This is a genomic window from Lentibacillus songyuanensis (assembly GCF_039548255.1).
Classification (GTDB): Bacteria; Bacillota; Bacilli; order Bacillales; family Amphibacillaceae; genus Lentibacillus_C; species Lentibacillus_C songyuanensis.
The window spans coordinates 176,982-199,601 of record NZ_JBCLVH010000002.1 but is presented as its reverse complement, the minus strand read 5'-3'; the positions used below and the strand labels follow the sequence as shown (position 1 = coordinate 199,601).

Annotated in this window: 23 protein-coding genes; 16 read left to right on the top strand and 7 right to left on the bottom strand. The window is 39.1% G+C overall.

Going from position 1 to position 22,620, the window contains the following annotated elements; translation table 11 throughout:
* Window positions 1-208 precede the first annotated feature (208 nt).
* The 4 genes from pdhA to lpdA are packed head-to-tail and all read left to right on the top strand — an operon-like array spanning window position 209 to window position 5,037.
* On the top strand, window positions 209-1,291 hold the full coding sequence (gene pdhA, locus WMZ97_RS02990) for a pyruvate dehydrogenase (acetyl-transferring) E1 component subunit alpha (protein ID WP_343270573.1): 1,083 nt from the start codon (window positions 209-211) through the stop codon (window positions 1,289-1,291).
* Window positions 1,292-1,294: 3 nt separating this feature from the next.
* Window positions 1,295-2,272 carry an alpha-ketoacid dehydrogenase subunit beta gene (locus tag WMZ97_RS02985; RefSeq protein WP_343270572.1) on the top strand — a complete coding sequence of 326 codons (978 nt, stop codon included), beginning with the start codon at window positions 1,295-1,297 and terminating at the stop codon, window positions 2,270-2,272.
* A gap of 24 nt (window positions 2,273-2,296) precedes the next feature.
* Complete coding sequence (locus tag WMZ97_RS02980) at window positions 2,297-3,625, top strand: dihydrolipoamide acetyltransferase family protein (protein ID WP_343270571.1); 1,329 nt, start codon at window positions 2,297-2,299, stop codon at window positions 3,623-3,625.
* Between the two features lie 5 nt (window positions 3,626-3,630).
* Window positions 3,631-5,037, top strand: coding sequence for a dihydrolipoyl dehydrogenase (lpdA, locus tag WMZ97_RS02975; RefSeq protein WP_343270570.1), 1,407 nt, complete (start codon window positions 3,631-3,633; stop codon window positions 5,035-5,037).
* A 303-nt stretch (window positions 5,038-5,340) separates the two neighbouring features.
* On the opposite strand, the gene WMZ97_RS02970 is transcribed toward lpdA, so the two are convergent.
* On the bottom strand, window positions 5,341-6,867 hold the full coding sequence (locus tag WMZ97_RS02970) for a glycine betaine uptake BCCT transporter (RefSeq protein ID WP_343270569.1): 1,527 nt from the start codon (window positions 6,865-6,867) through the stop codon (window positions 5,341-5,343).
* Window positions 6,868-7,280: 413 nt separating this feature from the next.
* On the opposite strand from WMZ97_RS02970, the gene WMZ97_RS02965 reads away from it, so the two are divergent.
* From WMZ97_RS02965 to WMZ97_RS02950, 4 genes are all read left to right on the top strand, one after another.
* Window positions 7,281-8,111 carry a polysaccharide deacetylase family protein gene (locus tag WMZ97_RS02965; protein ID WP_343270568.1) on the top strand — a complete coding sequence of 277 codons (831 nt, stop codon included), beginning with the start codon at window positions 7,281-7,283 and terminating at the stop codon, window positions 8,109-8,111.
* A 160-nt stretch (window positions 8,112-8,271) separates the two neighbouring features.
* Window positions 8,272-8,379, top strand: coding sequence for a GapA-binding peptide SR1P (locus tag WMZ97_RS02960; protein ID WP_343270567.1), 108 nt, complete (start codon window positions 8,272-8,274; stop codon window positions 8,377-8,379).
* A gap of 129 nt (window positions 8,380-8,508) precedes the next feature.
* Window positions 8,509-9,465 (top strand): NAD(P)H-dependent flavin oxidoreductase, encoded by a 957-nt coding sequence (locus WMZ97_RS02955; protein WP_343270566.1) that lies wholly within the window; start codon window positions 8,509-8,511, stop codon window positions 9,463-9,465.
* A 15-nt stretch (window positions 9,466-9,480) separates the two neighbouring features.
* On the top strand, window positions 9,481-9,753 hold the full coding sequence (locus WMZ97_RS02950; protein WP_343270565.1) for a UPF0223 family protein: 273 nt from the start codon (window positions 9,481-9,483) through the stop codon (window positions 9,751-9,753).
* A 31-nt stretch (window positions 9,754-9,784) separates the two neighbouring features.
* Here the strand turns inward: WMZ97_RS02950 and WMZ97_RS02945 are convergent, their stop codons facing one another.
* Entirely contained in the window at window positions 9,785-10,402 is a 618-nt protein-coding gene (locus WMZ97_RS02945; protein ID WP_343270564.1) for a DUF1054 domain-containing protein, read from the bottom strand.
* A 214-nt stretch (window positions 10,403-10,616) separates the two neighbouring features.
* Between WMZ97_RS02945 and WMZ97_RS02940 the strand changes: the two genes are divergently transcribed.
* A complete protein-coding gene (locus tag WMZ97_RS02940; RefSeq protein WP_343270563.1) occupies window positions 10,617-10,808 on the top strand; it encodes a hypothetical protein in 192 nt (63 codons plus the stop codon).
* Window positions 10,809-10,957: 149 nt separating this feature from the next.
* Window positions 10,958-11,767, top strand: coding sequence for an inositol monophosphatase family protein (locus tag WMZ97_RS02935; protein ID WP_343270562.1), 810 nt, complete (start codon window positions 10,958-10,960; stop codon window positions 11,765-11,767).
* A 7-nt stretch (window positions 11,768-11,774) separates the two neighbouring features.
* Here the strand turns inward: WMZ97_RS02935 and WMZ97_RS02930 are convergent, their stop codons facing one another.
* On the bottom strand, window positions 11,775-11,954 hold the full coding sequence (locus tag WMZ97_RS02930; RefSeq protein ID WP_343270561.1) for a DUF5325 family protein: 180 nt from the start codon (window positions 11,952-11,954) through the stop codon (window positions 11,775-11,777).
* A gap of 255 nt (window positions 11,955-12,209) precedes the next feature.
* On the opposite strand from WMZ97_RS02930, the gene WMZ97_RS02925 reads away from it, so the two are divergent.
* A complete protein-coding gene (locus WMZ97_RS02925) occupies window positions 12,210-12,512 on the top strand; it encodes a YlaH-like family protein (RefSeq protein ID WP_343270560.1) in 303 nt (100 codons plus the stop codon).
* Between the two features lie 94 nt (window positions 12,513-12,606).
* Here the strand turns inward: WMZ97_RS02925 and WMZ97_RS02920 are convergent, their stop codons facing one another.
* Window positions 12,607-12,810 carry a YlaI family protein gene (locus WMZ97_RS02920; protein ID WP_343270559.1) on the bottom strand — a complete coding sequence of 68 codons (204 nt, stop codon included), beginning with the start codon at window positions 12,808-12,810 and terminating at the stop codon, window positions 12,607-12,609.
* Between the two features lie 251 nt (window positions 12,811-13,061).
* On the opposite strand from WMZ97_RS02920, the gene WMZ97_RS02915 reads away from it, so the two are divergent.
* On the top strand, window positions 13,062-13,343 hold the full coding sequence (locus WMZ97_RS02915; protein WP_343270558.1) for a hypothetical protein: 282 nt from the start codon (window positions 13,062-13,064) through the stop codon (window positions 13,341-13,343).
* Between the two features lie 47 nt (window positions 13,344-13,390).
* On the opposite strand, the gene WMZ97_RS02910 is transcribed toward WMZ97_RS02915, so the two are convergent.
* Both WMZ97_RS02910 and WMZ97_RS02905 read right to left on the bottom strand, forming a co-directional pair.
* Window positions 13,391-13,990, bottom strand: coding sequence for a YhcN/YlaJ family sporulation lipoprotein (locus WMZ97_RS02910; RefSeq protein WP_343270557.1), 600 nt, complete (start codon window positions 13,988-13,990; stop codon window positions 13,391-13,393).
* Window positions 13,991-14,317: 327 nt separating this feature from the next.
* On the bottom strand, window positions 14,318-14,806 hold the full coding sequence (locus tag WMZ97_RS02905; protein ID WP_343270556.1) for a hypothetical protein: 489 nt from the start codon (window positions 14,804-14,806) through the stop codon (window positions 14,318-14,320).
* A gap of 154 nt (window positions 14,807-14,960) precedes the next feature.
* Between WMZ97_RS02905 and WMZ97_RS02900 the strand changes: the two genes are divergently transcribed.
* The 3 genes from WMZ97_RS02900 to pyc all read left to right on the top strand — a co-directional run bounded on the left by WMZ97_RS02900 (window position 14,961) and on the right by pyc (window position 20,052).
* A complete protein-coding gene (locus tag WMZ97_RS02900; protein ID WP_343270555.1) occupies window positions 14,961-15,245 on the top strand; it encodes a YlaN family protein in 285 nt (94 codons plus the stop codon).
* A 218-nt stretch (window positions 15,246-15,463) separates the two neighbouring features.
* Window positions 15,464-16,636: a putative lipid II flippase FtsW gene (ftsW, locus tag WMZ97_RS02895; protein WP_343270554.1), complete on the top strand. Its 1,173-nt coding sequence runs from the start codon at window positions 15,464-15,466 to the stop codon at window positions 16,634-16,636.
* Window positions 16,624-20,052 (top strand): pyruvate carboxylase, encoded by a 3,429-nt coding sequence (pyc, locus tag WMZ97_RS02890; RefSeq protein ID WP_343270553.1) that lies wholly within the window; start codon window positions 16,624-16,626, stop codon window positions 20,050-20,052. Before ftsW ends, pyc begins: the two co-directional genes overlap by 13 nt.
* Before the next feature lie 40 nt (window positions 20,053-20,092).
* Here pyc and WMZ97_RS02885 read toward each other — a convergent pair whose 3' ends face one another.
* Window positions 20,093-21,034 (bottom strand): COX15/CtaA family protein, encoded by a 942-nt coding sequence (locus WMZ97_RS02885; protein ID WP_343270552.1) that lies wholly within the window; start codon window positions 21,032-21,034, stop codon window positions 20,093-20,095.
* A 569-nt stretch (window positions 21,035-21,603) separates the two neighbouring features.
* On the opposite strand from WMZ97_RS02885, the gene cyoE reads away from it, so the two are divergent.
* Window positions 21,604-22,545: a heme o synthase gene (gene cyoE / locus WMZ97_RS02880; RefSeq protein WP_343270551.1), complete on the top strand. Its 942-nt coding sequence runs from the start codon at window positions 21,604-21,606 to the stop codon at window positions 22,543-22,545.
* Window positions 22,546-22,620: the final 75 nt, after the last annotated feature.

Genomic DNA, 22,620 nt, shown 5'->3' with positions numbered 1-22,620 from the left:
AATAAGCTACACTCATACTAGATTAAGTATTGTACCAGTTATTCTTGAAAAGGTAATGTAACAGTTTTGGAATTAGATAAACACAGATTAAACATAAATAAATACGGGTACAAGAATAAAAGCGAAATGGTACAGATTTTTTCTGGTTTTGGGAAGACTAGTTATGAAAAATATTAAACGGTTTAAAGAAAGGAAGAGGTGAACTATTTTGAAACACGTACTTGAGAGTGTTGAAAGTCAGTTCGAAATGTTCCAGATTCTTGATGAAAATGGCAAGGTAGTAAATAAAGAGGACGTGCCCGATCTTTCCGATGATGATCTGAAAGAACTTATGCGTCGAATGGTTTATACCCGTATTCTGGATCAGCGTTCCATGGCTTTAAATAGACAAGGACGGCTAGGTTTTTATGCGCCAACTGCCGGTCAAGAGGCCTCGCAGCTTGGCAGTCACTATGCTTTGGAGAAAGAAGACTTCGTATTACCTGGATACCGTGACGTACCGCAGCTTATTTGGCATGGGCTGCCACTATATCAAGCATTCTTATTTTCTAAAGGACATTTTCACGGGAACCAATTCCCAGAAGGTGTGAATGCAACAAGTCCTCAGATTATAATCGGTGCCCAGTATACGCAAGCAGCGGGTGTTGCGCTTGGGATGAAAAAACGGGGCAGTAAATCTGTCGCCATCACATATACTGGTGACGGTGGAACCTCACAAGGGGATTTCTATGAGGCATTGAACTTTGCCGGTGCTTTTGGTGCCCCAGCAATTTTTGTTGTACAAAATAACCGCTTTGCTATATCTGTACCTGTCGATAAGCAAACAAAGGCAAAAACACTTGCACAAAAAGCCGTTGCTGCAGGGATCGAGGGAATTCAGGTCGACGGAATGGACGTGCTGGCTGTTTATGCAGCGACGAAACATGCTCGTGAACGTGCGATCAATGGTGAAGGACCAATGTTAATTGAAACATTAACCTATCGTTTTGGACCACATACAACAGCGGGAGATGACCCAACTCGTTATCGGACGGAAGAATTGGATAATGAATGGGAGAAGAAAGATCCACTTGTTCGCTTCCGCAAATATTTGGAAGGCAAAAAACTATGGTCTGAAGAACAGGAAAATAAAGTGATTGAGGAAGCGAAAGAAGATATTAAACAAGCAATTAAAAAAGCGGACGGATATCCTAAACAAAAAGTAACAGATTTGATTTCGCACATGTTTGAAGAACTTCCTGCGAATCTTCAAGAACAAATGGAAGAATATAAAGAGAAGGAGTCGAAGTAAATCATGGCACAAATGACAATGATTCAAGCAATCACCGACGCATTGCGCACGGAATTAAAAAATGATGAAAATGTGCTCGTATATGGTGAAGATGTCGGTCAAAATGGTGGCGTATTTCGTGCTACAGAAGGATTGCAAAAGGAATTCGGCGAAGATCGTGTATTTGATACACCATTAGCTGAATCAGCGATCGGTGGTCTTTCGATTGGTTTAGCATTACAGGGATATCGTCCAGTACCAGAAATTCAATTCTTCGGCTTTATTTATGAAACAATGGACGCTGTTAATGGACAAATGGCCCGGTTACGCTATCGTTCCGGTGATACGCTGAATGCGCCAATCACTATTCGTTCACCGTTTGGCGGTGGGGTACACACACCTGAATTGCACGCAGATTCACTAGAAGGCTTAATTGCTCAGCAGCCAGGTATTAAAGTAGTCATTCCATCAACACCAAAAGATGCTAAGGGATTATTGCTTGCGTCTATCCGTGACAATGATCCAGTCGTATTCTTAGAGCATATGAAATTATATCGCTCGTTCCGTGATGAAGTACCTGAAGAAGAATATACCATTGATCTTGGTAAAGCAGATGTGAAACGGGAAGGATCCGATGTAACAATCATTGCTTATGGGGCAATGGTCCATTCTGCATTAAAGGCTGCTGATGAATTGGAAAAGAATGATATTGATGCGGAGGTAATTGATTTACGGACGATTTCTCCAGTTGATATGGATACCATTATTGCTTCCGTTGAAAAAACAAACCGGGTGGTCTTTGTTCAAGAAGCGCAACGACAGGCAGGTATTGCCTCAAATGTAATTTCAGAAATCCAGGAACGGGCTATTCTGCATTTGGAAGCTCCTATTTTACGGGTTACAGCCCCAGATACGGTTTATGCTTTTTCGCAAGCAGAAGAAGTTTGGCTCCCGGATCATAAGGATATCGTGGAAAAGGTGAATCAAGTCATCAATTTTTAATTTAGAGATTGGAGGTTGAAACAAATGGCATATGAATTTAAACTGCCGGACATCGGTGAAGGCATTCATGAAGGAGAAATTGCCAAATGGTTTGTCAAAGATGGCGATGAAGTAAAAGAAGATGATGTACTTTGTGAAGTGCAAAATGATAAATCTGTTGTAGAAATTCCTTCCCCGGTTGATGGAACCGTAAAATCGGTTCATGTTGGCGAAGGAGAGGTTGCAGTCGTTGGTGATACACTGATTACGTTTGATGCAGAAGGATATGAGGACACAGACGAATCAAGTGCTGACGATACTGACGATGGCAAAGACAAGCAGGAAGAAAAAGAATCCAAATCACAAACAAAACAAGAGCAGCCAGAAGAAAACGAAGCTGAAAAAGCAGATAAGAAGAATCAGAAAAAAACAGACACGGGAGATAATAATCAACGTGTAATTGCTATGCCATCTGTCCGTAAATACGCACGTGAGAATGATGTAAACATTCAACAAGTAACTGGATCCGGCAAAAACGGACGGGTACTAAAAGAAGATATAGACGATTATCTGAATGGCGAACAGACATCAACGGATGAAACAACTGAACAAAAAGGTCAAGATCAGGAACAAACCGAAACACCAAAAGAGTCAGCCGTTCCAAAAGGCGACTATCCGGAAACGCGTGAAAAAATGAGCGGAATCCGCAAGTCTATCGCCAAAGCAATGGTTAATTCAAAAACAAAAGCACCACATGTTACCTTGATGGATGATATTGACGTAACCGAGCTGGTAGCACATCGGAAGAAATTTAAAGCTGTTGCAGCAGAACAAGACATTAAATTAACGTATTTGCCATATGTTGCCAAAGCACTTGTGTCAGCGTTGAAAAAATATCCAATTTTAAATGCAGCGGTTGATGATGATACCGATGAGATTATTCATAAACATTACTACAACATTGGTATTGCTGCTGATACGGATAAAGGGTTACTTGTACCTGTCGTCAAAGATGCCGATCGAAAATCCATTTTCGCGATTTCTCAGGAGATTAATGAATTGGCAGATAAAGCAAGAAGTGGTAAACTAACTCCGGACGAAATGAAAGGAGCATCAAGCACCATTACGAACATTGGTTCCGCGGGCGGTCAGTGGTTTACGCCAGTATTAAATTACCCTGAAGCAGCTATATTAGGAATTGGGCGTATTGCTGAGAAGCCAGTTGTTCGGAATGGAGAAATAGTTGTCGCTCCGGTTCTTGCATTATCGTTAAGCTTTGACCATCGCATCGTGGATGGTGCAACAGCTCAATTAGCAATGAACCAAATCAAACGATTGCTGAATGATCCACAATTAATCATGATGGAGGCGTAAAAACAATGGTAGTAGGAGATTTTCCGGTAGAAGTTGACACATTAGTAGTTGGAGCTGGTCCTGGCGGTTACGTTGCCGCAATTCGGGCCGCTCAAATGGGGCAGAAAGTGACAATTGCTGAAAAGGGTGAATTGGGCGGTGTATGCTTGAATGTTGGGTGTATCCCATCCAAAGCATTAATTCAAGCGGGTCATCTAACCGAACAAGCACACGGCAATGAAGAGTTAGGAATTACAACCGAGAAGGTTTCCGTTGACTTTTCCAAAGTACAGAAATGGAAAGGAAAGGTAGTCAACAAGCTTACATCTGGCGTGGAAGGTTTATTAAAAGGCAATAAAGTGGACATTGTCAAGGGTGAAGTGTATTTTGTTGATGAAAATACGGCTAAGATTATGGACGACAAGCAGTCGCAAACATACAAGTTTACCAATTGTATTATTGCCACTGGTTCGAGACCAATTGAAATTCCTGGCTTTGCCTTCTCGGATCGGGTGTTGGATTCCACAGGTGCTTTAAATCTAAAAGAAATTCCGAAAAAGCTGGTCGTTATCGGTGGCGGCTATATTGGAACTGAATTAGGATCGGCTTATGCAAACTTTGGTTCTGAAGTCATCGTGCTGGAAGGTACCAAAGATATTTTAGGCGGCTTTGAAAAACAATCATCCCAGGTTGTTAAAAAGCGGCTCAAAAAGAAAAATGTTACCATTATTACGGAGGCAATGGCCAAGGGTGCGGAAGAAACAAACGATGGTGTGAAAGTAACATATGAAGCAAATGGGAAAGAGGAAACGATTGACGCGGATTATGTGCTTGTTACCGTTGGACGTAAACCAAACACCCAGGAAATTGGCTTGGAGCAAGTTGGTATCGAAGTAAACGATAGAGGCTTGATTAACGTCGATAAACAATGTCGGACTAATGTATCTAATATTTATGCAATTGGCGATATTGTTCCAGGGATGCCACTTGCCCATAAAGCCTCATATGAAGGAAAAATTGCAGCTGAGGCAATCAGTGGTGAAAAGTCTGAAGTTGATTATATTGGAATGCCTGCGGTTGTCTTCTCTGATCCAGAACTGGCAACGGTTGGACACAATGAGGAATCAGCAAAAGAAGCAGGCTATAATGTAAAAACATCGAAGTTTCCGTTTGCAGCTAATGGCCGGGCTCTATCGTTAAATGATAGTGATGGATACTTAAAATTAGTTACCCGCAAGGAAGATGGACTTGTAATTGGAGCGCAAGTTGCTGGACCAAATGCCAGTGACGTTATCGCTGAAATTGGTTTGGCAATCGAAGCAGGCATGACAGCAGAAGATATCGCGCTTACGGTTCACGCACATCCAAGTTTGGGTGAAGCTACCATGGAGGCCGCTGAAAAAGCGTTAGGAATGCCAATTCATACGATGTAACACAATAAAATGTTTATACAAAAACGCAGTTGGGCTGGTCTATAGCTCTACTGCGTTTTTGTAATGTCCAAAAGAGGTGAATGGATAAGAGAGTTATCGTCACGTTGCCATTTTAAGGTATAAAATTTCGTCGTGCTAAAAAACTCCGTTGCTAAATTGTGTAACGATCTTATCACACATTCACGTAATCAGAAACGTGCTTTTTCAGTGCGGAGCTAAAACGTTGTAGGTTTCTACTGTAAAAAGAGAAATCCAGACGAATACAAGAAACTTGAATCATCGTTTGGATTTCTCTTATCTGAGTTATTTATTTCGTTTTAATTCGTATTGCCTGGCTTCTTCTTTAAATGACTTAACTAAAGATATGATAATAAAGATCATAATAATCGCAAACGGTAATCCGACAATAATGGATGCGGTTTGCAATGCGGTCAAGCCGCCTTGCCATAAAAGGATAGCAGCTGCCCCTGATTGAATAAGTCCCCAGACAAACTTGACAACATTTGGGGGATACAGACTTCCGCCGGTCGTTTGCATACCCAGAACAAATGTCGCTGAATCCGCTGATGTAACAAAAAAAGTGCAAATAAGCAAAATCGCGATAATCGATATAAATGTTCCAATCGGAAAGTGGTCCAACACCGCAAACAGTGCTGCTTCCTCACCAATATCGTTGATGGAAGACATGATATCCACATTGTCAAACATTTCTAAGTGAATGGCTGATCCACCAAGTGTTGCAAACCATATTGCCCCAAAAATAGTAGGAACAAGCAGTACTCCAGAGACAAATTCCCGAATGGTTCTGCCCCTTGAAACTCGTGCAATAAAGGTACCGACAAAAGGAGCCCAAGCAATCCACCATGCCCAATAAAAGATGGTCCATCCATTGATCCAATCACTTCCGCCGCCAGCATCAAATGGTGTCATCCGAAAGCTCATACTTGGTAAATTCTGAATATAGCTACCGAATGATGTCGTAAAGAATTCCATAATAAATTTAGTCGGGCCAGCAAATAGCATAAATACCATTAGCGCAATGGCTAGAACGATATTTGTATTACTTAAATATTTAATACCTTTATTTAATCCGGTCATCGCCGAAATCAAATAAAGAATCGTAACCAATAGAATAATCACGAATTGCATCGTAATTGACTGATTAAAACCGAAAACGTAATGGAGTCCACCACTAATTTGAATGGCACCTTGTCCAAGTGATGTCGCGACGCCAAAAACAGTCGCAAATACAGCGATAAAGTCAATAAATGTGCCAAGCGGTCCTTTGACAAGGTCACCAAAAACAGGCTGTAAAATTGCACTAATCAAACCTGGTGCCTGCTTTCGAAATTTGAAATAAGCCAGTGCCAAACCTAATGTTGCATAAACCGCCCATGGATGAAGTCCCCAATGGAAAAAACTATATTGCATAGCGGTTTTGGCTGCTTCTGCAGTTTGTCCATCTCCATATGGCGGTTCATGAAAATGAGACATTGGTTCTGCCGCTCCCCAGAAGACTAGACCAATTCCCATTCCGGCGCTAAATAACATGGCAAACCAGGTAATATAGGAGTATTCCGGTTTATCACCTGGTTTACCAAGCTTTATCTTGCCATACTTGGAAAAAATGAGGTAGAGCGAAAACACAACGAATGCAGTCATGCTTAACAAATAAAACCAGCCGAATTTATCGACAAAAAATGTTTGAATGTTTGTTGTTACGTCACCCAAATTCGCATGTGGCAGGACATCCTTCGGAATAATTCCCCATACGATAAAAATAATAGCAACGATTGCAGAAATCCAAAAGACGCGTGTAACTTTATTCATTATCATAATTCCTTTCTTTCACGTGTAGTGTTAAAAATTTGTTATGTATCGAAAAGTTCTCTCGCCCAAATCCAAAACAATCTCTATCTTACTGTTTACTAATTCAAAAGATATAAACTTGGAAAATAGAGGGCCAATTTTAAATTATATACCCCATTTTTTCTGAACACAAACAAAAAACATTGTTATTTCAGATTGAAATGTTTGTACAGTATATTATGATTGAATTTTTTACTGGTTAGAAGCAGAAACAAGTTTGTTTATAAAATAATCGGGAATTGCAAATTAAATTCATTTTGGCACGTAGAAGGTATGGGAGGTACAAGTTATAATTTGTTGATTAAAAAACAAACTACTTTTAAGTACATGATTTGAGTATTTACAATAATATTGCATGAAAGGGCGTTAAACGAATGAAAAAAATGATTCTATGCTGCTTAATGTTCGTAGTTACAATGACCGCCTGTAGCGATCCTACGGCAGGAGAACAACCAAAAAATCAAGAGACAGATAGTTCAAAAACGGTAACAACAAATAAAAAACAAGATGACTTAGATCAACACAAAGAAAAAAAACAAAATAAGGAAGAAGAAAAAGATCCGTCAATTGAAGCTAAATATAAAGTTTCTGATGCATGGTCGATTGTTCCAATAGCAGATGATGCAGACGAAAAAGTGGTATTGCTGACGTTTGACGATGCACCTGATGAATATGCAATGGATATTGCCAAGACCTTAAAAAAAATGAATGCACGTGCTATCTTTTTTGTGAATGGGCATTTTCTTGATTCTCCAGCGAAGAAAAAAGAGTTAAAGCAAATTCATGATATGGGATTTATGATCGGAAACCATACCGATACACATGCCTACTTGCCCGATTTATCAAAAAAAGAACAAAAAGCTGAAATTGTTCGTGTAGATAAGCAGGTAGAAGATATTATTGGTGAAAAACCAAAATTCTTTCGCGCGCCAAATGGAGCTAATACAGATTATTCCAAAAAGGTTGTTAAAGATGAGGGAATGGTGTTAATGAATTGGTCGTATGGATACGATTGGAATAAAGAGTACATGTCCAAGGATGCCATTACGGATATCATGCTACATACGGAGCTATTGACAGATGGTGCCAATTTATTAATGCATGATCGAAAATGGACAGCTGCAGCAATTGAAGACATTGTCACTGGATTACGTGACAAAGGCTACAAAATGGTCGATCCTAAATTAATTAAAACAAGATCATAAAGTGAAACTTCATTAAGAGTGGGAAAAGGAGAAGGAATAGCCAGTTAATGTTTGTAACTGGCTACTTCTAATGTGACACACTAAATAAAGGTTGAAATTTATATTGTGTCATACTATAATAACATTATAATATCTAAATTAACAAAAGGAGCTGGACCAGATGGGCACGATCGTATGTCAAGATTGTCAAAAGGTTATTGAACACTTCGATAATGAAAAAGTAACCACCCTCTATGGAACATGTCCAAATTGTAAAAGCAGTAAGTAGAATGCGATAAAATAAAATGTAAGGGTTGTCAATTGATTGTTGGCAGCCCTTTTTGTTATTTCAAAGTAGCCAAAACGAAGCGTAACATGATAGCATGAAAGGAATAAATACATAGAAGGGGGAACATGCATGAAGTGGAATACGCGAATAACTGAATTATTAAATATTGATTATCCAATTATTCAAGGGGGGTTGGCATATCTTGCATATGCCGATCTAGCCGCGGCGGTTTCGAATGCTGGAGGGTTGGGTCAGATTACTGCTATGAGTCTCAACAGTCCCGATGAATTAAAAGCAGAGATCAAACGATTACGAACATTGACGGACAAACCATTTGGAGTAAACTTTGCCATTGGACAGCATGGTCGACCTTTTGAACACATGGTTCAGGTTGCAATTGATGAACAAGTACCGGTTATTTCGGTAACAGGTGGAAATCCTAAGGGTGTACTAGATATGGTTAATACGCATGCAATTAAAAAACTTGTTCTGGTTGCTGCCAGAAGACAAGCCGAAAAAGCAGAAGAATTAGGTGCAGATGCTGTAATGGTTGTTGGACAGGAAGGTGGAGGTCATCTTGGACGTGGAGATACTGGAACACTCGTATTGACTCCGCAAGTGGTTGACCATGTGTCAATACCGGTTATTGCATCAGGCGGAATTGGTGATGGCCGTGGACTAATGGCGGCATTGGCGCTTGGAGCAGATGGTGTTGAGATGGGTACGCGATTTATTGCAACAAAAGAGTGCGTGGATGCCCACCCTGGTTATAAGCAAGCATTATTGGATGCGGATGAGAATGCAACAACGGTTATCAAACGTACGTTAGGCATGCCAGCCAGAGCCTTGAAAAATGAGTGGACCACCCGTATTCTTGAACTGGAAGCAAAACAAGCTACATACAAAGATATGAAGGAACTAATTAGCGGTGAAGCAAATAAACGGTATATTTACGAAGGGGATGCAACAGCTGGCTTTGGCTGGGCAGGTCAAATTTCTGCCCGCATTGATTCCATTCCAACGGTAAAGGAATTAATTACAGATTTGCTAACAGAGGCTGAAACGATTCGAAGTAAATGGAAGTAACTGGAGGAAGACAACGTGAATTATCATTATCCGATTGATGAAACATGGACACAAGTAGAAATTACCGATATAATCAATTTTTTCAACATGATTGAGAAAGCTTATGAAAATAGTGTGAAAACGGAAAATGTGTTATTAGCATATAAACGATTTAAACAGATTGTTCCATCAAAAAGCGAAGAAAAACAGCTTTTTGCCCAATTTCAGAAGGCTTCTGGATATGAAAGTTATCAGGTTGTTAAAAAAGCGAAAGAAACAAACGGTCTGATAAAAATGGGGAAAGGGTAGCTCTACCGAAAGCTGCCCTTTCTATATCAGCTCATTTCAATGATAATTGATAAATAGGAACAAGGACATCCACTACTGATTTTAATTCCTGTAAAAACTTTGGTCCGTCCGTTATAATAGGATCCTGTGCAGCAAATTGTTTCCCAAATAATAGTTCGGCACTTTTGACACGCTTAAAACGGTCTAATACCTTATCAAGCTCCACATCATTTACTGTTTCATCGGATTTTTTCATATGGTTCATGGAAATGTTAAAGTCCCTGGGCAGCATTTCTTGCAAATCGCCTTCATGCTGCAAAAATACCCTAGCCATTTCTTCTTTATTTGGCAGTTCATAAATGTATGCCAACCACACAAATACACGATCATCCCATAGTCCAACCTGGAAATGAGGATGCTTTTTATAGCCCCGTTTGTTATTGGCAACCGCAAGCCATGTATCATTAGGCGGATTAACCGTTCTTCTGGCATGCTTGGCAATGTGCAAAAACATTTCATTGCCTAACAAAGTTTGTAAATAATCAACTAATTCACTGCCGATTTCTTGAAACTTTGGTTGAATATTACTTTGAATTGCCTCCATTCGTCCATCTAACCCCTCGATCTGAAAAGCCCCAAAATCCTGCGACGTAAAGCCGTTAAATGCCATTATATTTCATCCTTTCCTTAAGCAAGGCGTCTATTAAAGTATTGTAGATTATAGTTATTATTAAGTAAAACGGAATTTCAGTCAAGTGATACCGTTTAAAACCAACGAAATTGGGTATAGTTAATAAAGAAGATTGATAATTGAGAAAGAAAATCTTGAACGATTTTGTCATTTTATCATATAAATAATAAAAGCCTGAAGGGGTGTAAGTAGCATGAAATACGTGATGGAAGTATTAAGACAGAAAGAAGCAAAAGAAAAATTGCCTGTCATTCGTATGGAAATTGATTACGAGCTTGTAACACTCCATGATGCATTACAAGCAAAAGATACTGTTCAAATCATAAAGACAAAAGAACGATTGGAACAATTGCGACGCCAATTACTTGAAATCGAAAGTGACTGATATCTCCAATGATAGCTGGCACCTGTGTAGAAAAGGATCTGTATAGGTGTCTTTTTGTATGATTAGATGTTGGTGTATTACCGTTTTTGATGACTAGCTAGCTAAGATTTGTTAGTATAGTACTAATCAACACATTGGAGGATTCGTATATGGATGAGGCTTTGCGTGAACGTATTTTTAAACAGGCTCGCGCCTGGATATACCAGGCAGGCAAGACAATTCGAGAACGAATCAATGATCCATTAATCATTCATACCAAATCAAACCCGAATGATTTAGTAACGCAAATGGATAAAGAGACAGAGCAATTTTTTGCATCCTCTATTAGGGAGGCATTTCCAGATCATTTATTGTTGAGTGAAGAAGGATATGGTGATGAATTAACATCATTGGATGGAATCGTTTGGATTATTGATCCGATTGATGGAACAATGAATTTTGTCCATCAGAAACGAAACTTTGCGATTTCTATTGGTATTTATCATCAGGGCATTGGTGAAATTGGCCTTATTTATAATGTGATGGAGGATGTGCTTTATAGCGCGAAACGAGGGGAAGGCGCATATAAAAACGACGTTCGACTGCCCAAACTTACTGAAAATGTTGCATTGACCGAAGCGATACTAAGTCTTAATCATTTTTGGCTGTGTGAGAATCGTCTGGTAGATGAGCACCAAATGCAGAAACTGGTAAAAACGGTTCGCGGTATACGAACATATGGATCAGCTGCGTTAGAGTTTGCATTTGTGGCAGAAGGGATTATTGATGGCTATTTAACACTAAGTCTTGCTCCATGGGATTATGCTGCAGGAATGGTTCTTGTGAATGAAGTTGGAGGAATGACAACGGATACCGCCGGAGAACCGGTTAATATGTTAGAAAGGAATTCCGTTTTTACAGGAAATCCCGCTATCCGGCAACCAATACTGGAAGGTTTTATAAAAAGAGGAAAAAAGTGACTGCATCTTAATGCGAGTCACTTCTTTTGCGTTTAATTGTCAGGCCAAGTCCCATGATTGCAAATCCCAATATCATGAACAATAAGACATACCAAATATTTTGATAAGAAATTGCTATACCAACAGCAACAAACATGGCAATTACTAGTATGGCCAGCAATAGCATCGGAAAGTTAATTTTCTGCATTATTTTCACCCCTACTTGTAGTGGACAGAATGACAAATATGTTGCCATCCCTTTGCAGACTGGAAAAATTATATTATTTTCAATCTGTACGACGATCTTAGTATAAATCATTTCACGGCATTTTTGAAATAATACGTTGTTGAATTTCGTTCACATATTTGACTGGCATGTGCCGAAAAGATCTAGTATTATATGATAGGAAAGAGTTTTGAATTGCCAAGTCTATGGAACATGCATTGATAATGGGGGATTTTGATGGATAGTGTTATTTTCGACTATGTTAAAAATACGTTTGGCGATGATCATATTTACGTGACGCTGTATGTGCTTAACCTGATTTTTGGCGCCATTGCCTTTAAACTTGGTTTTGCTAGAAAATTACCGGTTTTAAAAACAGTTTTCGTTTATGTGATGCTTGCTATAGGTACATATATTATAACGATATTTAGTATTTTTAAAATGCCAATGACAGAAAGCTTAATTATTATCTCCATCGTTATGGGAGTTTATCGTTTTCGTCTGCATCAGCAGCGGAAGGCACGGGCAGAAAAGAAGTAAAGCAAAAAAACTCCCGTATGCAGGAGTTTTTTTGCTTATAAACTGTAGGCTCTATTTTGCTTATATCAATAAAAAGAAAGTTTGGTAATTTGTTCTAAATCAAATCACTTTTACGTTTCTTTTCTCGATATAAGTGGAAATTTCCTGTCTGATGTCTTTCTTTTGTTTTTGTATCGATTCGCTGATAGCAAGATTGGCATAAATACATATAAATTCTTCTGTTTCGCAGTCGTTTTGCTTTAAGCGAATAGTCATCAATTGCTTCTATATTGTCACAAATAACACATTTTACTTGCATCGATTTTCACCTCGAATCAGAATCTAATTGCCATCAGTTCTATTACTTATACTTGCTGGAAATGAATATTCCAACTTCTCGTTTGGTAAATTAACTATAACACATGATATCCCTTGTATAAAGATGTATATGATTTATCCCGCCTTAACGGGCATTAAGACCCCCACTGAATGAAGTTTCACTTTAACGGATGTTTGATAAATAAATATAGGGGAATATAAGCTAGTAAACAAGGCGAAAGGACGATTAAAATGAAAAAACGTTATATTATTTCTGCGGTTGGAGCCGCTGCGGGTGCTGGAACAGCAGGATATTTACTGTTGGATAAAGAAAAAAGAAATAAAATGCAGGAAAAGGCTAAATCTGTTATCGACAAGTTTAAAGAAGATGGGGTTAGTACACTTGATGAGGCGGGGATACCGGATCAGACAGACAACAACGACCAAGCACAATTTGAAAATGCAAAAATGGTTTCTGAAGGTTCTCAGTTTGGGGTCAATTATTACAATGAGGCTAAGGCGGATGAAGAATAATGAAAGAAGGTGCTTCTACAATGGAAGCACCTTTTTTCATTACAGGATTATCGATTACCCTGCTCGTTTGATTGATCACGCTGGATATCGTCCAATTTATTTTGTTCTTCATTTGGGATAACCTTTTTATTCTGATCAGGTTCCTGTGGCTGATTTTCACGAATTGGAAAATCCGGCATATACCTTCCAACGATAGCAGATAATTCATCAACAACCCCGTGTACTGGATGCCCTTGACCAATCTTGTCACTCATATTCTGCAGTCGCTGTGTGACATCGGCATCAGCCACAACAACAGCAGTTTTCCCATATGGATCGTGTCGTAACCCTTCTGTCACTGAATATTTAATCGTGCCGACCCGTGAACGGTCCAAGTCTTTATCGACATCAATTCCTACAACCGCATAGGGGCCTGCTACAACAGCTGCTGCATTATTTACATTTGGTACGTTACTAGCAAGATCGGCAAGATGATCCGCTATTTCTTTATTGGATGCATTGTCTTGTTTAACAGGGTGTGAATTCTTTACCTGTGTAAATTGGTTTCCATGTTCCTTTTCTGGTAAAGATGTTTCATCATTTTGTTGTTGACATCCCGTTAGGATAATAATACTGGAAATGAGGAATATAAATATGCGCAGATACATGTCTTCTCCTCCTTCAAAAATAACGTTTGTTGCCTTATTTTGAGCAGGAGAAGATTATTTATACCAAAAAGCTGCTCACCTATGAAATGGCAAACAGCTTGATCGGTGTTTATCACATTCTAAATGGGCAATCATACTACCGCCTCAGATTTTGAAAAAAAATAAAAAAAAATGGGAGTTAACTGCACGACAAAGGTCCGATTTTGTTCTCAGCCTGCACGATGCAGGTCACAAAGGCGTTGCAACTCAGACGCCTGAGATCTTAGCCTTTGTTCTCCTGTCTCAGTGGGGGAGAAAAGGAAAACCCCCACTGAATGAAGTTTCACTTTATTCAATTACTATTTTTTTAATGTTTTTAATTGGGTTCGTTTCATTGGAGCCATCATGATAGAAGAAGTGTACCGGCCCGTCTTCTTTTAATGGTTTTCCATTGATCGCAAATAAAAATAAACCATTTGTAAAATCTTCCAGTGTTATTGAAATATCTCCGGTGGTCGTAACCAGGATAGCACGAGAGGCATCCACCGCACTTTCTGCATTTTCTGCAAAGTCCTTGATTGGCATCACATAGGAGTTTTTTAAAATCTTCTCTCCTTCTCTGCGGGAGATGCCTGGATTGACAGGCGGTTTGCTAAATTGTGATGATATCGCACGATCAAAGCGTTCGGAAGCTTGCTTAAGTTCATCATCGTCGTTTTTGTTTTTTGTTTTTTCTACAAAGGCATCCTCAAGTAAAATTTTCCTTTCATCAAATATCCACACAGTTGGATCTAGTGTAATTGGATAGGCAACATTCCCTGTTATTGGTATAATCATGTCATTACCACCTCTTTAAAATATGTACATTTTCAGAATAGCAGACGTCGGGAAAAATTTCATCCGAAAGATTTAGACTAAGTTTTATTTGCAATTTATGGTTTGAAACGATAATATAATAAAGAAGAAAGTCTTTTAGGTGGAGGGGATATTATTGTTATCAGAGGTGACTGTGAATCATCGTGAAAAAGCCTATGCCCTTCTTAAGGCCGATGCTGATAAAATTTTGAAGCTTATTGAAGTTCAAATTGAAAATTTAATGACGCCAAAGTGTCCCTTGTATGAAGAGGTTTTAGATACACAAATGTTCGGTTTGTCCCGGGAAATAGATTTTGCTGTACGGTTAAACTTAATTGATGAGAATGCAGGGAAGGCGCTTCTCGAAAATCTCGAAAGACAGCTGAATATATTGCATGAGGCTGCGCAAAAATCAGTGTAGGCGTCTGCATCACTAATTTGGCTTACTGCAGTAAAAACTTTGCCGACATACCATGGCAAGGTTTTTTTATTATAAATATTTAAGGTTATACTGATTTAAAAAAAGAATAACTCAAAAGTTCTTATATGATAAAACAGGTTACACTATTCAAAAAATTGTGTTATACTAATTAAAAATATACGTTTCTTTTGCTAAATACATAGTTGGGGAGAAGTACGATGATAAAGTTATTTAAAAATAATGATTTCACTCTAATGATTACACCACTCGTACTAAGTGCTTTCGGGATGGTCATGATTTATAGTGCAAGTATGGTCACCGCTGTCGTTCAGGGACAGGAAAGCACGTTTTATTTACTAAAGCAGTTTCAATGGTTTGTTGTTGGCGCGATCTGTTTTGTGTTTTGCAGTGTGTTTCCATACAAGTATTATCAAAAGCTTATGAAGATTATTATGTTATTTATTATTGCATTGTTAATTGGTGTGCTATTTTTTGGGACAGTTGTAAATAATGCACAATCATGGTTTAGTTTTGGATTTATCAGCCTGCAGCCAGCGGAATTTGCCAAATTGGGACTAATTATGTATTTAGCCTCGGTTTATTCTAAAAAACAATCTTATATTCAGGAATTCAATAAAGGGGTATTACCTCCTCTCATTTTAACTGGGGCCGTACTGGGTCTTATTGTATTGCAGCCAGATATAGGAACCGCTGCGATTATTTTTCTTATCGCATGCTCGGTTATTTTTAGCTCTGGTATTAAATTCAAGCATTTATTTGTACTGATTGCTATTGGTCTATTAATTATTTTAATTGCCGTGCCAAACATGGTTACGGATGTGCGGATTGCTAGATTCACAGGAGCTTATCAGCCATTTGAGCATCCGGATGATGATGGATATCATCTCATCCAGTCCTATCTCGCAATTGGTGTTGGCGGATTAACTGGCGAAGGGTTGGGAAATAGTGTACAAAAGCTTGGCTATTTAACCGAGGCACATACGGATTTTATCATGGCAATCATTGCAGAAGAATTAGGCTTTGTAGGTGTTATTCTAGTAATTGGGCTATTGTCCATTATTGTTATAAGAGGGATCTTTATATCGAGAAAGTGTGATGATAGCTTCGGGGCGTTGCTGGCCATCGGAATTTCTTCGATGGTCGGCATTCAATCATTTATTAATTTGGGGGCGATAAGCGGATTACTCCCAATTACTGGTGTACCATTGCCATTTATTAGTTATGGTGGTTCTTCCCTATTGATCATGTTGATCTCGATGGGAATTTTAAATAATATTGCTAGAAGTGTTAAGCAAAAGGAACAGCAGCCTGTTCCAGTTAAAGAAATGCCACAAAATGTTAATAAAGGAGGAAGATCATGGCTGATGTGAAGCAAATCAATAAAGTACTAGTCGCAAATCGTGGGGAAATAGCGATTCGGGTTTTTCGGGCTTGTACGGAGCTGAATATTCGAACCGTTGCGGTTTATTCCAAAGAAGACACTGGTTCCTATCATCGGTATAAAGCGGATGAGGCGTATCTGGTTGGTGAAGATAAGAAACCAATCGACGCCTATTTGGATATCGAAGGAATTATTGAAATTGCCAAGGATGTTGGTGTTGACGCGATTCATCCTGGGTATGGTTTTTTATCCGAAAACATTCAATTCGCTAAACGCTGCGAACAGGAAGGTATTATTTTTATTGGGCCGACCAGTGAACATTTGAGCATGTTCGGTGATAAGGTCCGTGCAAGAGAACAGGCAGTTAATGCTGGGCTGCCCGTTATACCTGGCAGTGATGGACCGGTTATGTCTGTTGAGGAAGTAGAAGCTTTCGGCGATAAATATGGCTATCCGATTATTATTAAGGCATCACTTGGTGGCGGGGGACGAGGAATGCGGATTGTCCGCAGCAATAGTGCCTTACATGAGGCATATGATCGTGCCAAGTCTGAAGCAAGAGCGGCATTTGGCAGTGATGAAGTATACGTGGAGAAATTAATCGAAAATCCAAAGCATATTGAGGTTCAAATCATTGGAGATGATGAAGGAAATATTGTTCATTTGTTTGAACGTGACTGCTCGGTCCAGCGCAGGCATCAAAAAGTGGTAGAGATCGCTCCTAGTGTGTCATTGAATGAAGAACTGCGTATGGATATTTGCCAAGCCGCTGTTAAGTTAATGAAAAATGTTGACTATTTAAATGCTGGAACAGTGGAATTTTTGGTAACGGATAATGAATTTTTCTTTATTGAAGTGAATCCACGGGTACAGGTTGAACATACCATCACAGAAATGATCACTGGCGTGGATATCGTTCAGACACAAATCAAAGTAGCGGAAGGACTATCTCTTCACAGCGATTCGATCGGTATCGGTCAACAAGAGAACCTGACTACAAATGGTTACGCGATTCAGTCACGGGTAACAACAGAGGATCCGTTAAATAATTTTATGCCTGATACGGGTAAGATTATGGCATACCGGTCTGGTGGCGGTTTTGGCGTGCGTCTGGATGCCGGGAATGGTTTTCAGGGGGCGGTCATTTCCCCATATTACGACTCACTGCTCGTAAAATTATCCACTTGGGCATTAACTTTTGAACAAGCAGCACAGAAAATGGTCCGTAACCTAAAAGAATTTCGGATTCGCGGCATTAAGACCAATATTCCATTTTTGGAAAATGTAATTCAGCATAAGCAATTCTTGTCAGGTGAATACAGCACAACCTTTATTGACCAGTCACCAGAATTATTTGTATTTCCAAAACGAAAAGACCGCGGCACAAAAATGCTAACCTATATTGGAAAGACAACCATCAATGGGCCAAAGAAGAAACCGGTGTTTTCGAAAGTGCCCATTCCTAAGACCCACCCAACCGAAAAAATACCAGCAGGAACGAAACAAATTTTGGATGAGCGTGGACCAGAAGGACTGGCAACCTGGTTAAAGGAACAAAAAGAGGTATTATATACAGATACGACATTCCGTGATGCCCATCAGTCGTTACTGGCGACCCGTGTACGTACGAAAGATCTAGTACAAATTGCGGAGCCAACAGCACGATTATTACCGGAGCTTTTTTCACTGGAAATGTGGGGAGGCGCTACATTTGATGTATCTTACCGCTTCCTGAAAGAAAATCCATGGCATCGCCTGTTAACGCTCAGAGAGAGAATTCCGAATGTTCTGTTCCAAATGTTGTTGCGGGCAAGTAATGCAGTTGGATATAAAAACTATCCAGATAATGTTATACAGGAATTTGTTGATAAGAGTGCTTCTGCTGGAATTGACGTTTTTAGAATATTTGATAGTTTGAATTGGCTGGAAGGAATGCGGCCGGCAATCCAGGCAGTTCGTGATAGTAACAAAATTGCCGAAGCGACAATGTGCTATACCGGGGATATACTTGATCCTAATCGAACGAAATATGATTTAACGTATTATAAAAATTTAGCCAAGGAACTTCAAGAATCTGGTGCACATATTTTGGGAATCAAAGACATGGCCGGATTGTTAAAACCGGAAGCGGCCTATCAATTAATTTCCACATTAAAAGAAACGGTGGATATTCCAATTCATTTGCACACCCATGATACAAGCGGAAATGGTGTCTTCACCTATGCACGAGCAACCGAAGCGGGTGTTGATGCGGTGGATGTTGCTTGTGGGGCCATGGCTGGTTTAACGTCACAACCAAGTGCGCAAACACTTTATCATGCATTGGAAGGTACAACTCGGCAGCCGCGCATTAATATAGGTTCTTATGAAAAGCTTTCTCAATATTGGGATGGCATCAGGGAGTATTATCAGGACTTTGAAAGTGGCATGAAGTCCCCACACACCGAAGTTTACTTTCATGAAATGCCTGGTGGGCAGTACAGCAACCTAAGACAACAGGCAAAAGCTGTCGGGTTGGAGGAACGCTGGAATGAAGTAAAGGTCATGTTTCGTAAGGTAAATGAAATGTTTGGTGATATTGTCAAAGTGACACCATCATCTAAAATTGTCGGTGATATGGCGTTATTCATGGTACAAAATAATTTGACTGAAGATGACATTTATGAACGTGGGGAATCTATTGATTTTCCAGATTCGGTGATTGAATTTGCTCAAGGTTTTATCGGTCAGCCATACCAAGGAATTCCGCAAGAATTACAACGGATTATTTTAAAAGGGAAAGAAGCGATCACAAAAAGACCTGGAGAATTACTTGAACCAGTAGATTTTACCCAATTACGGGATGATCTGTTTAAAACATTAGATCGTCAGGTAACCAGCTTTGATTTGATTTCATATGCATTATATCCAAAAGTGTTTATGGACTTTCATAAATTCGCAGAAACGTATGGAGATATGTCGGTACTTGATACACCAACATTTTTCTATGGTATGCGTTTAGGTGAAGAAATTGAAGTGGAAATTGAGCAGGGGAAAACGTTAATAGTCAAATTAGTTTCTATTTCACAAGCGCAACCAGATGGCACCAGGGTTGTTTATTTTGAACTAAATGGCCAATCAAGGGAAGTGGTTGTCAAGGATGAAAATGTCCAGTCCCAACTTGAAGTGAAGCAAAAAGTGGACACCGGTAATGAAAAACAAATCGGTGCAACGATGCCTGGTACCGTTGTGAAAGTTGTCTGTGGAAAAGGGGAAAAGGTGAAAAAAGGTGACCATTTAATCATTACAGAAGCAATGAAAATGGAAACAACTGTACAAGCTCCGTTCGCCGGTACGATCAAAGATATATATGTGAAAAACGGAGAAGCGATTGCGGTAAACGATTTATTAATTGAATTTGAATAGAGCTTGATATGTATATATCAGGTAAACAAGCAGCAGATTATTATCTGCTGCTTGTTTCATCTTCCGCTTTATGTTCGTTTTCATATTTGGCACAACGGGTGGCAAGTAAAGCGAAATAACTCAACATGGAAAAGTACAGGGATATAACAAACGCATGTAATAAAGAAATTCCTAGGTTTAGCCGTGTGAAAATAATCATGGCACCGAAGAAGACCTGTAACACGATCAGTGACATGGTAGCAACCCATCCCCAAAACATCACTCGGTTTGACCGATAATATTTAATTACCCGTATGAATAATACGAGTGTCCAAATAAACAGGATACCGGCAAGCAGTCGGTGGCCCATTTGAATCCACTGGACAAAATTCAATGGGGAGAAGATTTCTGTATTACGGCAAAAAGGCCAATCTCCACATACTAAACTGGCGTGTGCATGCCGGACAAGGGCGCCTGTATAGACGACGGCTAATGTATAAACCGTAATTGCATATATTTCCAGACGGTGTCGCTTTGTGATGTGTAATGATGCTGTGTCAAATTTCTTATCAACTTCGAATATTAACAACATCAGTAAGAATATGGATGTGAATGAGATAAGGGAAATACCGAAATGTGTAGCTAATACAAAATCAGATTGATTCCAAATTACTGCCGCAGCGCCAATTAAGGCCTGAAGAATCAGAAATAAACTGGACATAAAAGCAAGAAACTTTACTTCCCTAATGTGCCCAAGGTATTTCCACGACAAAAATGATAACAATAGAACAACTACACCCATAATACCGGATATAAGTCTGTGACTAAGTTCAATTACTAACTCTGGTGTGATATCACTTGGTACAAATTTACCGTGACACAGTGGCCAGCTTGCTCCGCATCCCATGCCTGAGTCCGTTTTCGTTACTAAGGCACCACCGATTAAAACAAAGACCATTCCGAGTGCGGAAACGACAGATAGCCATTTTAGTATTCTTACCATACATTAATGCCTCACTTCTAAGATAAAAATATATATACGTTTATAGTAATACTTTTCCATTAAGAATCGCAATGTTTAATGGATAAATAACACACAATTGTCATCTTATCATGATTAAATACTGTTTTCACTATGAAAAAAGAAAAAACTCTTGCAAAATGTAGCGTTGTTTGCTAGAAATATTGTAGGGGATATTTGTTAAGATTTCCATCACTATGCCTGGTTTCAGGGGAAAACTACATAATTTTAGTTTTAACCAATGAAGGCGTCATGCCTTTTATTTTATTTTTATCCCTAGTTCACAAATCTGTCACATTTTGCGAATGCTAAAAAGGGAGGAAGCTATGTAGTGAGATAGAATGTAATTCAATTCCATGGTACAATTAGGATAATAGTTAGGATACTTTAGGGAATATTAGTTCATAGAGCATGTTCAAAACTGTAAAATGGATGTATCGAATGTAATATTTACCGTTTTGCATTTTTAACAAGTTCAAAAAGCTGCTGCTTTCTAATGGTACTCTATATATTGAGCCTTTTTGTTGGGAGTTTGAAGGGGGGATATGGTATTGAATAAAGCGGAAACGACAACTTCACAAATAATGGGCAACTTGGCTGACACCAGAGAAGCGGATTCATCATTTTTCGCCGATTTAAAGGCGCTTGTGAAACTGGGTATTGTAAATTCGAATTTGATTACAACGTTTACTGGATTTTGGCTGGCGCTTCATTTTACAGGTACAACCTTTATTGATAATTGGCAAGTTTTTTTGTTGACCATGGCTGGAACTGCACTTGTAATTGCCGGTGGATGTATCATGAATAATTGGTATGATGTTGATATTGACCCAGTTATGAGCCGTACAAAAACCAGGCCGACGGTAACCGGATCCATCCCATTAAATCAGGTGCTATTATTGGGCATTGCTTCTACAACCTTAGGTATTGTTTTGTTGCTTTTCACAACGTTTACGGCCGCGCTTTTTGCTTTTTTTGGCTGGCTGGTATATGTCGTTTTTTATACGATGTGGACAAAACGCAAGTATACCCTGAATACAGTTGTAGGAAGCTTTTCTGGTGCAATGCCGCCATTAATTGGCTGGGCAGCTATTGATCCGAACTTTCATATTGCAGCTGTCGTGTTGTTTTTGATTATGTTTATTTGGCAAACACCACATTTTCTTGCATTAGCAATGAAAAAATGTAAAGAATATAAAGCTGCAGGTATCCCAATGCTGCCGGTTGTTCATGGTTTTGCATTTACAAAGCGGCAAATGGTTGTGTATACAGCATGTCTATTGCCACTTCCATTTTATTTATCTTCACTTGGAACGACTTTTTTAGTGATCGCTACATTACTTAATGTCGGCTGGCTTGTACTGGGCATTGGTGGATTTTTTATGAAGAGTGATCTTAAATGGGCAAATTTAATGTTCATCTATTCATTGAATTATTTAACCATCATGTTTTTACTGATGGTAATCGTCACATTGGATTTCCCCTTTAGTTAGTAAGTAATTGTTATGTCAATGTCCTTAAGTAACTAAAATATAAGGAAGACTTAAAAGAGAAAGAGAGGTATGAAT